This window comes from Cereibacter azotoformans, assembly GCF_021391315.1.
Taxonomy (GTDB): Bacteria; Pseudomonadota; Alphaproteobacteria; order Rhodobacterales; family Rhodobacteraceae; genus Cereibacter_A; species Cereibacter_A azotoformans.
The window spans coordinates 595,050-607,661 of the sequence record NZ_CP090022.1 but is presented as its reverse complement, the minus strand read 5'-3'; the positions used below and the strand labels follow the sequence as shown (position 1 = coordinate 607,661).

General features: G+C 65.8%; 11 protein-coding genes and 2 pseudogenes. 5 read left to right on the top strand and 8 right to left on the bottom strand.

The annotated features are described in order from the left end of the window. The first annotated feature begins 28 nt into the window (after nt 1-28). A complete protein-coding gene (locus tag LV780_RS18030) occupies nt 29-382 on the top strand; it encodes a type I restriction-modification system subunit M N-terminal domain-containing protein (RefSeq protein ID WP_233864028.1) in 354 nt (117 codons plus the stop codon). A 3-nt stretch (nt 383-385) separates the two neighbouring features. Here LV780_RS18030 and LV780_RS18025 read toward each other — a convergent pair. The 8 genes and pseudogenes from LV780_RS18025 to LV780_RS17995 all read right to left on the bottom strand — a co-directional run bounded on the left by LV780_RS18025 (nt 386) and on the right by LV780_RS17995 (nt 8,956). After that, a protein-coding gene (locus tag LV780_RS18025) for an IS3 family transposase (protein WP_117345046.1) occupies nt 386-1,473 on the bottom strand; the annotation gives its coding sequence in 2 pieces (ribosomal slippage) (nt 386-1,212 and nt 1,212-1,473; 1,089 coding nt in all). Between the two features lie 241 nt (nt 1,474-1,714). Then, complete coding sequence (locus LV780_RS18020) at nt 1,715-3,361, bottom strand: IS1634 family transposase (protein ID WP_117344998.1); 1,647 nt, start codon at nt 3,359-3,361, stop codon at nt 1,715-1,717. A 158-nt stretch (nt 3,362-3,519) separates the two neighbouring features. Further along, nucleotides 3,520-4,739: pseudogene (locus LV780_RS18015) on the bottom strand (IS1182 family transposase); the annotation flags it as partial. Nucleotides 4,740-5,122: 383 nt separating this feature from the next. After that, nucleotides 5,123-5,590 carry a M48 family metallopeptidase gene (locus LV780_RS22115; protein ID WP_108222802.1) on the bottom strand — a complete coding sequence of 156 codons (468 nt, stop codon included), beginning with the start codon at nt 5,588-5,590 and terminating at the stop codon, nt 5,123-5,125. Beyond that, the gene (locus tag LV780_RS22110) at nt 5,503-6,708 is read right to left on the bottom strand and encodes a DUF4200 domain-containing protein (protein WP_181969650.1); all 1,206 of its coding nucleotides are present in this window, start codon (nt 6,706-6,708) and stop codon (nt 5,503-5,505) included. The genes LV780_RS22115 and LV780_RS22110 overlap by 88 nt, the downstream gene beginning before the upstream one ends. Before the next feature lie 63 nt (nt 6,709-6,771). Continuing rightward, nucleotides 6,772-7,712 (bottom strand): annotated as a pseudogene (locus LV780_RS18005) (ISL3 family transposase); the annotation flags it as partial. A gap of 288 nt (nt 7,713-8,000) precedes the next feature. After that, nucleotides 8,001-8,465 carry a nucleoside deaminase gene (locus tag LV780_RS18000; RefSeq protein WP_108222766.1) on the bottom strand — a complete coding sequence of 155 codons (465 nt, stop codon included), beginning with the start codon at nt 8,463-8,465 and terminating at the stop codon, nt 8,001-8,003. Next, on the bottom strand, nt 8,462-8,956 hold the full coding sequence (locus LV780_RS17995) for a cupin domain-containing protein (RefSeq protein ID WP_108222765.1): 495 nt from the start codon (nt 8,954-8,956) through the stop codon (nt 8,462-8,464). The genes LV780_RS18000 and LV780_RS17995 overlap by 4 nt, the downstream gene beginning before the upstream one ends. A gap of 271 nt (nt 8,957-9,227) precedes the next feature. Between LV780_RS17995 and LV780_RS17990 the strand changes: the two genes are divergently transcribed. The 4 genes from LV780_RS17990 to LV780_RS17975 all read left to right on the top strand — a co-directional run bounded on the left by LV780_RS17990 (nt 9,228) and on the right by LV780_RS17975 (nt 12,608). Beyond that, nucleotides 9,228-9,578, top strand: coding sequence for a hypothetical protein (locus LV780_RS17990; protein WP_044249521.1), 351 nt, complete (start codon nt 9,228-9,230; stop codon nt 9,576-9,578). Nucleotides 9,579-9,766: 188 nt separating this feature from the next. Continuing rightward, nucleotides 9,767-10,894 carry an ABC transporter ATP-binding protein gene (locus LV780_RS17985; RefSeq protein ID WP_108222764.1) on the top strand — a complete coding sequence of 376 codons (1,128 nt, stop codon included), beginning with the start codon at nt 9,767-9,769 and terminating at the stop codon, nt 10,892-10,894. After that, entirely contained in the window at nt 10,891-11,796 is a 906-nt protein-coding gene (locus tag LV780_RS17980) for a carbohydrate ABC transporter permease (protein WP_011910469.1), read from the top strand. Before LV780_RS17985 ends, LV780_RS17980 begins: the two co-directional genes overlap by 4 nt. Beyond that, nucleotides 11,796-12,608: a carbohydrate ABC transporter permease gene (locus tag LV780_RS17975; protein ID WP_108222763.1), complete on the top strand. Its 813-nt coding sequence runs from the start codon at nt 11,796-11,798 to the stop codon at nt 12,606-12,608. Before LV780_RS17980 ends, LV780_RS17975 begins: the two co-directional genes overlap by 1 nt. Nucleotides 12,609-12,612 lie beyond the last annotated feature (4 nt).

The window sequence follows — 12,612 nt, the reverse complement described above, 5'->3', positions numbered from 1 at the left end:
TGCAATTCACGATTGAAGGGAGCACATTGTGAGCATCGAGAAGACACTGTTTTCAGCCGCCGATAAAATGCGCGGCGCCATGGACCCGGGCGAATACAAGCATGTGGCCTTGGGTCTGCTTTTCCTGCGCTATGTTTCGGCTGCTTTCGAGGCAAAGCGGCTCGAATTCGCCAAGGACGAGCTGATCGACCTCGAAGACCCTGAGGAATACCAGGCCGAGAGCGTGTTCTGGGTGCCCGAGAAAGCGCGCTGGAACGGCCTTGCCGCCAACGCCAAAGCGCACGACATCGGCGTTCAGGTCGATGACGCGATGCGCGAGATCGAGAAGGCCAACCCGACGCTGCAGGGTAATCCTCCCGGTTTTAGCGGGATCCGGCCGTAGAATTCACGCGGCCATCTTCAGCTTCATGGCAGGTGTGACCCCGCCGATGCCCATGTTGGGGCGTTCGTTGTTGTAGTTCCAGAGCCATTCGGTGGCGATCTGCTGCACTTCCTCGATGGTTTCAAAGATGTAGAGGTCCAGCCATTCATGCCGGACCGTCCGGTTGTAGCGCTCGACGTAAGCGTTCTGCTGCGGCTTGCCGGGCTGGATGTAGGTCAGGGCGATGCCCTGCTTCGAAGCCCAGGTCATCAGCGTGGAACTGACGTATTCCGGGCCGTTGTCCACCCTGATCGCCAAGGGCTTGCCGCGCCACTCGATGATCTGGTTCAGCGACCGGACGACCCGCTCGGCGGGCAGCGAGAAGTCGACCTCGATACCCAGACCTTCGCGGTTGAAGTCGTCCAGCACGTTCAACAGCCGGAACTGCCGCCCATCCGCCAGCCGATCGGCCATGAAATCCATCGACCAGACCAGGTTCGGCGCCTCGGGCACGGCCAGTTCCTCGGGCTTCTCCCGCTTCAGCCGTCGCCGCGGCTTGATGCGCAGGTTCAGTTCCAGTTCGCAGTAGATCCGATGGACCCGCTTGTGGTTCCAGACGTGCCCTTTGACGTTCCGCAGGTGCAGGAAACACAGCCCGAACCCCCAGGTCTTGTGGACATTGGTCAGCCCGACCAGCAGGTCTGCGATCATCTCGTTCTCTTCGTCGCGCTTCGGGCTGTAGCGGAAACAGGTCTCGCTGACGCCAAACGCCCGGCAGGCCAGCGCGATGCTCACACCCTTCGTCGCCACCGCCTTCTCGGCCAGCTCGCGGCGCTGAGCTGGCCGCGTCACTTTTTTCCAAGGGCCTCGCGAAGCAGGTCGGCCTGCATACTCAGGTCGGCGAACATGCGCTTCAGCCGCCGGTTCTCGTCCTCGAGGGCCTTCATCTGGCTCATCATGGACGCGTCCATGCCGCCATACTTCGCCCGCCACTTGTAGAACGTCGCAGTGCTGATCCCATGCTCGCGGCACAGTTCGGCCACGGCCAAACCGCCCTCCGCCTGACGCAGCACGCCCATGATCTGGGCTTCGGTGAAACGGCTCTTCTTCATCGGAATCTCCTCGTCCATCCTGCCGAGAAAATTCTACTTCCGCATCCCTCTAACCTTGGGGAGGATTACCCATCCAGGCCTTGAGGGTGCCGAAGACATGCTCGACCGTGCGGCGCCGGAGCGTCATCGGGTCGGGGATCGCGGGCGAGGCGTTCCCGCATCCCCAAGTTCGACAGCAAAACCGCTAAGCAATTGATGTCATTATGGCGGAATGAGCCATTATGTGACTACACGGCGTTCGTCAGAGGGGTTTTGGCAGGTTCAGGGTGTCGAAGAGTTCCATCTGTTGAGGCGTTGTCACAGAGAGCCCATTGACCGTGCGCTCACCGATTTTCGCGCGGTGGCGCTGGATGCGAGCGAGGAGATCGAGCGCGGTGCGGGGGCTGGCCGTGTGGCCCTTGGCCTTCAGGCGCATGCGCATGACGCGATAGAGCACGAGCGCCAGGAAGCAGATCAGCGCGTGGGCGCGGATGCGATCGGGCAGGCGGTGGTGGACCGGGGCGATCTCGATGTCGGACTTCAGCACCCGGAAGCCGCGCTCGATGTCGGCCAGCGCCTTGTAGCGCGCGACGGCCTCGGCCGGCGTCAGGTCGGGAGCATTCGTCAGCAGCGCGAGCTTGCCGTCGAAGAGCTCGGCCTCGTGGATGGCGGTCTCGTCCAGCGACCAGCTGAAGCGGTCGGCGGTGAAGTCGGCCCTGAGGAAGCGGGTGAGTTCGGCCTCGGCGACCGCGCGGGTGAAGCGGCTGTAGGCACCACGGTCGGAGGCCCGCCGGCCCCGGTCGCTTTGCCCCGCGTCTTGTGCATTCAGCTTGCCGACCATGCGCTCGGCCATGACCTCAAGTTCGGCGATGCGGGCTCGGCGCTTCTCGGACTGCTCGGCCGCGCGCAGCGGATCGTGGGCCACGATCAGCCGGTGACCCGCGAAGCGAGCCTCGGAGAGGCCCGTCTTGTCGAAGGCAAGGCCGCGGAAAGTCTCGACGAGCTCGCCGTAGCGGCGGGCGGGGACGGCCAGGATGAACTCGAGCTTCCGCCCTCCTTGATCGGCGAGCGTGGTCAGCGTGTCGATGTTGTCGAGGCTCAGGAGCCCACGGTCGGCGACCAGCACGACCCGCTCGACCGGGAAACGCTGCAGGACGGTGGTCAGCATGGCCTGCAGCGTCTTGGTCTCCGCGACGTTGCCGGGGTGGACGGTGTGCATGAGCGGAAGGCCTTCCGCCGTCTGCACGACGCCCAGCACGAACTGGCGGGCAATGCCGCCCTTCTCCTTGTTCATGCCGTACGCGCGGAGATCATCCTCTATCTCCGCCTCGCCGTGGATGCGCACGGTGGTCAGGTCGTAGAACACCACCGCCAGATCCCGGTCGACCAGCGGCCGGATCTGTTTCGCCAACTCGATCTCGACCCGCTCCGCATGGTCCATCAGCGCGTCCATCGCGCGCAGCAGATGCTGATGCGTCACCGTTTCGGGCATGGCCGGCATCGCCACCGTCTCCAGCCAGCGCAGGCAGCCGAGCTTCGAGTCCGGTTCGCACAACCGATTGAAAACCATGGCCCTGACGAGCGCCTCCACATCAAGCTGCCGCTTGCCCGACCGCAGTGCCCGCGCCAGCGCGCGGTCGAAGCCGAGGTCCTTCCACAGCTCGTGGAGGGCGAAGACGTCGCCGAAGGCGCGGCCGGGCTCCTGCTCGATCCTGAGGGCCTCCGGCGCATCGCGCCCCGTGACCTTGCACAGCCCCCGGATCAGGGAGTCGAGATGGCCGTCCGGTCTGTCGTCGATGCGCCCGAGGTTCGCGATCACGCGGCTGCGCGGCTTGCCGGCGTCGTTACGGTAGGACTCCATGATCTGGAGGTAGCGCCGGCCGCCATTTTCGGTGATGCGAATGAACATCCCTACGAAATCGCAGCATTGCGCCTTCTAAGCAAGAACTTTTAGCTGCGCTCCATGTAACTACATGAAACCTCGGCGTGCTGACGGCCAACCCATTGAAACGACTCGAACAGCCCGCCGGAATCGCGCCAGTCCCGGGTGGATTTTGTCGAACTTGGGCGCATCGCGTCGATCAGGTGCTCGTGCTCCCAACGGGTGATCCGCCGCTCCGTGCCGCTCGTGCAGCGGCGCTGGATGGGACAGGTCTGGCAGTCGTTGATCCAGTATCGGCGGACCTGCAGGCCGCCTTCCTCGCGGGTGCCGCGGTAGGTCAACCCGTTGCCAGCCGGGCAGGTGTAGATGTCGCGCGCCGGGTCGTAGAGAAAGTCCGTCTTCACGAACATGCCCTTGGCCTCGTTGCCGGAGGTCATGGGCCGCGGCACGGTCGTGGTGATGCCGGCCTCATGGCAGGCGAGGATCTCGGTGCCGCTGAAATAGCCCTTGTCGGCGATTGCGTGCAGGTCGTCGTGACCAAGAGCCTCCCTGGCCGCCGTCGCCATCGGGCTCAGCTGGTCGCGGTCGAAGCCGTGGTTGGTGACATCATGGGTGACAATCAGGTGCGTCTCGGCATCGACCGCGCACTGCGCGTTGTATCCGACCAGGCCGCTGTTCCTGGCACTGGTCGCCATCGCACGGGCATCAGGATCAGTCAGCGAGATCTGCCCGTCCGGTGCGTCGGCCAAGGCCTTGTCCATCGCCTTCAGCCGCTCGATTTCCCGCCGGATGCGGCCGTAGCGGCGGGCGAGATGGGCAACCTTCTCCGCCCGCGCCTCTCCCTCCTCCTGCCGGTCGATCCGGACCATCTCATTGATGCAGCGCGCGACATCCGCTTCGAGATGGGTCAGCCGGCTGGCGATCTTGCCCTTGGTGAAGTTCCTGTCGCGGTTGTTGACCGCCTTGAACTTGCTCCCGTCGATGGCGACGCAGTCGCCCTTCAGCACGCCGATCCGGCGGCAGAGTTCGACGAATTGCGCGCAGGTCTTGCGGATGGCAGCTGCATTGTCGCGCCGGAAGTCGGCGATGGTCTTGTGGTCGGGCACCAGCTTGCCGGTCAGCCACATCACCTCGACGTTGCGGCCGGCCTCCCGGCCAGTCGGCGGCTCGACGGGATGCGGTTCAGGTACCCGTAGATGAACAGCTTGAGCAGCACGGCCGGGTGATACCCCGGCCGACCCGTGCGTGCCGCAGCCGATCGGACGAAGCCGAGTTCCGCCAGATCCAGTTCGTCAACGAAGAGATCGACGACGCGCACAAGGGCATCCTCGCTGATCCAATCCTCAAGCCGATCCGGAAACAGCACCGTCTGGCTGCGCTCGGCGCCCTCGATGAAACCTGCCATCCCGAACCCCTCCGACCTCAGAAAGTCTACCACAGGTAGGGGTTTTCACACAGCCTCGGCCGACCTTGCAGAACTGCTCCGCATGCCGGCGTCGAGGCTGGTGGTCGCGATCTGCGCTTCGCTGCCCCACGGCCTGCGGCCGTGAACGACCGCTATCCCAAGATCCTGCGGGCGCACTGCCGCGGGCGCACCAGGCCGCTCACCGCCCTTCCTGATCGGCATGCCGTCATGCTGCGCTGAGCACGTCCGGCAGCTCAGGGCTGGTCGGGCCCATCGCTGCGATGCGCTCGACTGACGGCTTCCGGGGCCTTTGCTAGGAGCGTCGAATGGCGGCTCGGGGCCGACCTTGTAATCAGGCGGAACTGCGTCTGCCTGCTCGAGTTTCATCCGGCATCCGCTATTAACGGCAGGGCATTCAGATCAGCCCGAACCTGACGCCAACCGGGCATATGTCGGTCGAGAGTGGCAATGAAGAGGTCGTTGTGCCGCCGCGACAGGAAATGCGCCATCTCGTGTAAGATTACATAATCAAGGCATTGCAAGGGTTTTTTTGCAAGTTCCAAGTTTACCCAGATCAGGTGCTTGTCTGGATTGCAACTGCCCCATTTAGTCCGCATCTGGCGAACCCCCCATTGCGGCACCTGGACATCCAGTCGCTCTGACCAATCCCCTACACGTGGCGCCACTCGCAACTTCAACTGGTTACGGTACCAGTCCGTTAGCCACCTCACACGGTCCTCCGACGTTGCGCCTTCAGCCACGGTCATAACCACGCGGTCGGAGCCCCCCATACTGATCTTGCAACCTCGGGTGCCTGTGAAGCGGACGGACAACCGGAGTGGCTTGCCCAGGAAGTAGTGGGTTTCTCCGGAAACGCATCGCCGCTCCGTTTCCCGGGCCTACCCGTGTCGGACAGGGCGAGTTCCAGCAAGCCCCCTTCGGCTCCGTGTTCCTCGGCCAGTTCCTCGATCTCGCGGCCCAGTTCCTCGGCCCGGGCGGCGGCCTGATCCAGCTTGGCCTTCAGGTCGGGGAAGAAGCGCGCGGTGATCAGCGCGGGCGGGATGACATCGGCCACAAGGCGCACCTTGTTCACCGTCAAGTCGCCCTCTTCCAGCCATTTCACCTTGCCGTCGTCGCTGGTTTCCTTGCGCGCCTCCCGCAGATCGCGCGCCGTCAGCCAGCCGCCGCCCGCGATGATGAACACGTCGTCCTGCATGGTGGCCGCCCAGTAGGACATCAGGCGCTGATAGGCCTCGTACTTGTCGACCAGCGGCGCGGGGTCGAACCGGGTCAGCATGTCTTCGGCGATGGTGTAGATCAGGTCGCGGGGATGGTCGCCCAGCTTGATGGCCATGAGCCGCGGAGTGTTGGCAGCGGTCCAGCCGTTCAGGATATTCGTGACCTGCGCCCGGAAGGCGACGAAATCCGGGTGATGGCGGATGGTGGCGCGCACCTGATCGGGCGCGACCAGCGGATCGGCATACCCGAGCACGCGGCGTACGACGGTGGTGACGCCGCGTAGGGGCTTGGTTACGTTCCACGACCGGCTGGCCAAGAGTTCAGCGATATAGCTTCCCTGCGCATCGCGCTCGGCCTGCAGCGCGGCAATCTGGTGCTTCAGGGTGTCGATCTCGGCACGGCGCTGCGCGCCCTGCCGCGCCTCGTCGTCGCGCTCGGTTTCGCGTATAACGACAAGCTGCGCCAACTGCGCAAATTCGCGATGACGTTCGGCCAGGGCCTGCTCGGCGCTGCGCAGCCTTACGTCGCGCTCTTCCAACTGCGCGGCCAGAGCGGCCTCGCGCTCGGCCGCGTTCGCCTCGGCGACCAGCTCGGCGGTCACGCGCGCCTCTTTCTCACCCGTCAGGGCGGCCCGCAACTCGGGAGTCTGCGCCTGCTCGGCCTCCTGCGCAGCGGTCACCTGCCGCAAAGCCTCGACACACTCGGAAAGCTCGGCGCGCAGGGCGGCCAATGTCGCGCACGACCTGCGGCAGGGCCTCGACCCGGTCGAGCAGCTTCCGGCTGACGCGGGCCTGCATCCGGTAGCTCCAGGCGCCCTCGATCAGGACCCGGCGTGCAAGACCGCTGCCGGCCTTGGTAATGCCGCCACGGCGGACGTTGGCGCCGCTGGAGTGCTCAGAAGGCGTCAGCCCGAGATAAGCCATCAGCTGCCGCGGGTTGTCGAAGCGGTTGAAGTCGCCGACCTCGGCCACCACCGTCAGCGCCACGATGAAGGGCGACACCACGCATCGCCTTGCGGACCGCATCAAGGAACGCGCGGCTCGCATTCTCGAGCAGGTGCCAGCGATCGGCCACCTGGACGGCCTCAGGTCGTCCGTTCGCCACGGCCAGTCCATACCCGCCGCCGCGGTCGCGGGAGACGATCTCCACGCTGGGGTGCTCGGCTAGCCAAGCCTCGACGGTCGCCGGCTCCCGGTCCGGCAAAAGGTCGATCACCTTGCGCCGCTCGAGGTCGCAGAGGATCGAGCCGTAGCGGTGCCCCTTCCTCCAGGCCCAGTCGTCGATGCCGATGACGCGGGGCGGTGGCGCTTCCGAAGCCAGGCCATTCTTCACGGCGCGAAGCAAGGTGTCCTTGCTCACGCGCAGCAGCAGTCGATGGGCCAGCGCCTGCCCGGGCCGGCCGCCCAAGGCCAGTCCAAGACAGTGGACGAGCCCTTGCAGCCGCGCGGTTCGGCGACCATGGCGCTGGCCGATCCCTTCGTCGAGACGCTCGCCGAAGATCCGGGTTCGGCACGTCCGGCTCGGGCACCGAAAGCGCCGCACGGTCAGCACGATCCGGACGCGACGCCCATGCGCGGGCAGGTCCGACAGACGGCGAGCGTATCGGCTGTGGAGCCGGGTCGAGGCCGTGCCGCAACTCGGGCAGTGGGAGCCGACGTTCGCGACCTGCGCACGGATCAGCACCTCGTCCCCGTCAAGTCGCACGTCACGAAGCCGAAGACCCGGCGGCAGCACCCCGCCATAGCTCGCAGTGCTTACAGATGCCGAGATCCGCCGCCTGCTGGGCTGAGCGGCAGGTGTCCAGGAGCGTGTCTACGGTTCTCGAAGGGTCCCCGCGTCCCCGAGCGCCCAATGTCGCCGGTGTTGTCCGTACAGAGAGTATGGTCAGGGAACAGGACATAAGGTGTGCAGCCGACCTGGACCAGGCGCAGAAATGGGTAACGAGACCAAGGGGCTGCGCGAGCTTTCGCGCCAGGAGCTCGCGGACAACGCCACGAAAGTGTTTGCCGGGCCGACATCACATCATTCCTGGCCGTCGAAATAGAGATCCAGCACCTCGGCTTCGCAGATGCCACCCACGGCCTCGAAGTCGGGGCCCGCGCGCTGGAAGTCGTCGAGGGTCAGATGCGGGAAGGCAAAGTATTTCGCCGCCACGTTCTCCTGGCGGGCCGCGAAGACGATGCGGCGAATTCCGGCGAAACGCGCAGCGGCCAGACACATCTCGCAGGGCTGGAGCGTGCTCATCAGGACGCAGTGGGAAAGGTCTGCCCGGCCGAGCGCGGCGGCGGCCCGACCGATGGCCACGATCTCGGCGTGCTGCGTGGGATCGGGGGCGAGGTGGACGTGGTTGACTCCTTCCGCAAGGATCTGCCCGTCGCGTATCAACGCGGCCGCGATCCCGGCTTTTCCGGCGTCGCCGGAAGCGACGCGGGCCCTGGAGATCAGTTTCCGCATCAGGTGGCTGTCGATCTCGTTCTGCCCCGTCATGAGCGCTCCTCAAGGCGCCAGGTGCCATCGGCCAGCGGGCCGCCGAAGGGATCGCGGTCCGGAACCGTTACCCGCTCGATGCGCCGCCGCGTCTCCGCGTCCGCCGGGTCGCGGCAGATGTCCCAGTCCTGCCCGGGCGGGTAGGCCCCGAAGACCTGAAAGGCGTCGCTCGCCTCGATCAGACAATGCCCGGTCCCGGCCGGAAGGACGACGGCATCGCCCCGCGACAGGCAAACCGGCTCGCCCTCGGGGCCGCCGATCCGCACCACGGCGCTGCCTTGCAGCACCCCCAGTGCCTCGTGGGCGGTCGAGTGGTGATGGTCGTACCGGAAGATGCCGTTCCGCCATGCGGGCCACCAGCCATGCCGCCGGAACAGATCCTCGGCGGCCGCGGCATCGTCCGGCAGGGCAGCGCGGTAGAGCAGCACCGGCAGGCGCGGGTGGCTCCATCCGGTTGTCGCAGGTCGCAGGAGTTCGGGAGAGGCTGTCATGATGTATCCAACGATCCAGCGACCCGAATGGGTTCCACTCGATCACAAAGCGGATGCCCCCGCTCCGGACGGCACGCCCCTCCTCGTGGCGCATCGTCGGTCCGGCGCGCGAAACGGGAGGAGCGAGGGAGGACTTGAGTGGACCCTGTCTCTGCGCGACACAGGTGCCGCCAGATGCCCGACGCCGAGGCAGTCCCGAGGTCCTGTTGCCGCGCGGCTGCGGCCAATGGTCCTTTTGTGCAATGGCGGCAGGGTCCGGATACTCATTGCCATGAGCCGCATGATCACGATCCGGATTGCCCTTCCCTCCCGCACGGCTTGGGCGGCCCTGCGCCTTGCCGACCGATGCCTTGCCGACCGGATCGAGCCCGAGGAGAACCAGTTCTTCGTCACGGCAACCGGCATGGAGCTCGCGGGCGATGCCACCCTGCGCGGACACTTCGCCCAACTGATCGCGGCGTCGCCGGGGCTTTGCGACCTTGTCGCGGATGAACTCAGGGAACAGTCACTGCAGGACTTCGACGTGCTGCAACTGGTAATCCTGCACGACGCGGCAGCATCCTTGCGCCCGTCGGACCCGGAGGCCGACAGCCTCCGCGCCAACCAGCTGCTGGCCGGGTAGCCGACGAGGCGGCCCGAACGCGCCGCGATGACCGCCGGCTGACCTCTGGCACTCAGGCACCAGTAGCACCGCGGCTGCCGCGTGAACCGGCGGCAGAAGGGCGAAGCTCTTGTCAGAAAACTTTAACTGTTCTGTGGCCCACCAGACATCATTGTATGGAACACGCTCCTTTGAAAAAAGGAGCGTGCATGTCGCAAAAATCCATCGATCTCCGCGGCATCGGAAAACACTTTGACCGGACGCAGGTACTGGCGGGGATAGACCTGTCGGTGAAAGAGGGCGAGTTTCTGTCCTTGGTCGGAATGTCCGGCTGCGGGAAATCAACGCTGCTGCGCATCATTGCGGGTCTCGAAGCTCCCGACTGCGGCTCGGTCTTCATCGGCGCCGAGGATGTGACCTCCTGCGATCCGTCCGACCGCAACCTTGCGATGGTGTTCCAGTCCTACGCGCTCTATCCGCATATGAGCGTGCGGCAGAATATCGCGACGCCTCTGCGGATGCGGCTGCTGACCCTGCCTGCCCGGCTGCCGCTGCTGGGCCGGCTGCTGGCGCCGCGGGCGGTGCTCGACCAGATCGACGCGGCCGTCGCCAAGGCGGCCGAGACGCTGCAGATTACCCATCTTCTGAACCGCAAGCCGGGGCAGCTGTCGGGCGGGCAGCGACAGCGGGTCGCACTGGCACGGGCGCTGGTGCGTCAGCCGGCGGCCTTCCTGATGGACGAGCCGCTCTCGAACCTGGACGCCAAGCTGCGGGTGCATATGCGCGACGAGCTGGCGGCCCTGCATCGCCGCCTCGGGGCGACCTTCATCTACGTCACGCATGACCAAACCGAGGCGATGACGATGTCGGACCGTATCGCGCTGATGATCGACGGCCGGATCGAGCAGCTGGGCACGCCCGAGGAACTTTATCAGCAGCCCGCAACGCTGGCGGTGGCGCGGTTCATCGGCTCGCCGACCATCAACCTTCTGGCAGCCGAGGGGGATGGCGAGGGTCGCATCACCGTGGCCGGGGAGGCGACGGGCCTTCTGGCGCGGCCTGGCCCCCTGACCATCGGCATCCGCCCCGAGGATGTCGAGGTGGGTACGGAGGGGCTGGCCGCCAGGGTCGTCCGGGTCGAGACGCATGGCCCCGACCGTTTCCTGACCTGCGAGCTGCTGGCCGATCACGGCGCGGTCGTGTTGCGGCAGTGTGCCAGCGCCCGGCCGGCGCGGGGGGACATGCTGAACCTGCGCTTCCGACCCGAGCGGGCGCACCTGTTCGGGGCGGACGGACAGCGGGTGGCCGCGCAGATCGCCGGTCGGGTGGCGGCATGACCAACGCAGCTCTTCACGCCACGGCCGCGCCGGCTCGCCGCGCCATCGGCATCCCTCGTGGGCTGTTCTTCGTCGCGCCCGCGGTCCTTTTGATGGTGGCGATCTACATCCTGCCGGTCGTCGCGCTGACCGGCTTCTCGATGACGGATTACCGGCTCGGCGCCCTGCGATGGGAATTCGTGGGCCTCCAGAACTTCCGCGCCGCCTTCCAGGACCTGGTCTTCACCCGCGCGCTGGCGAACACCGCCCTCTATGCCGTCCTGGTGATCCCGACGGGGGTCTTCCTGGCCCTGGGCATCGCGCTTCTGGTGCATGACCGCCGTCGCTCGCGCGCGCTGTGGGAGACGGCCTATTTCCTGCCCGTCACCGCGACGCTGGTCGCGATGGCGACCGTCTGGCAGTTCCTGCTGCACCCGACCCTGGGGCCGGTCAACGCGGCGATCACTTGGGCGGGCTTCGATCCTGTGTCCTTCCTTGGCAACCCGGCGCTGCTGATCCCGACGCTGGCGCTGATCGGCATCTGGCAGGTGCTGGGCTTCAACATGGTCCTGTTCCTGGCGGGGCTGACCGCGATCCCGAACGATCTGCTCGACGCCGCACGCATGGACGGCGCGCGCAGCCCGATCGACCGCTTCCTGACCGTGACCTGGCCGATGCTGGGCCCGACGACGATGTTCGTGATCGTCACCACTTCGATTTCGGCCTTCAAGGTATTCGAAACCGTGGCCGTGCTGACCAAGGGCCGCTCGGGGTCCGAGACGCTGCTCTATGCGCTGTATCTCGAAGGTTTCGAATACTCCAACACGGGCTATGCGGCGGCGCTGACGCTGATCTTCCTTGCGATCGTTCTCGTCCTGTCCATCGGCCAGACGCTGCGCATGGACCGCAGGGTGCATTACTGATGCTGCGCATTCTTCCCCACATGATCCTCGGGCTCGGCGCGGCGCTGATACTGCTGCCGTTCTACTGGATGGTGCTGACCTCGATCCGCTCTCCAGCCGAGATCTTCGATATTTCGCTCTGGCCGATCCCACAGGATTTCAGCGCCGCGCAGAACTACGGCCAAGCGGCGAACACGGTGCCGATGGCGCAGTTCATGCTGAATGGCATCATCGTCTGCGGCGGCATCCTGATCGTGCAGATCCTGACGGCGGTTCCGGCCGCCTATGCTCTCGCAAAACTGCGGTTTCCGGGCCGGCGCCTCTTGATGGCGCTGGTCATCGGCGCGCTCTGCATCCCGATGCAGGCCCTGGCGCTGCCGCTCTTCGTCGGGCTCGCGCGCGCCAACCTTCTGAACACCTATTTCGCGCAGATGATGCCGTTCTTCCTGTCGGTCTTCGCGATCTTCCTGTTCCGCCAATCGTTCCGATCCTACCCCGACGAGATCATCGAGGCCGCCCGCATGGACGGCTTCACCGAGATGGAGATCTGCTGGCGCCTCGTCCTGCGCGGCTCTCTGCCCTCGCTGGCGGCCTTCACGGTCTTCTCGGTCGTGGCGCATTGGAACGACCTCTACTGGCCGCTGATCGTCGTGTCCGACATGGCGATCGCCCCGCCGCCCCTGGGCATGCTGTTCTTTTCCGATGTCGAGTCGGGCGCGAACTACGGCGCGCTGATGGCGGGCGCGGCCATGATCACCGCTCCGATGATCCTCTGCTTCCTGCTGGCCAGGCGCAGCTTCATCACGGGCATCACCATGACCGGGGTCAAGTAGGACC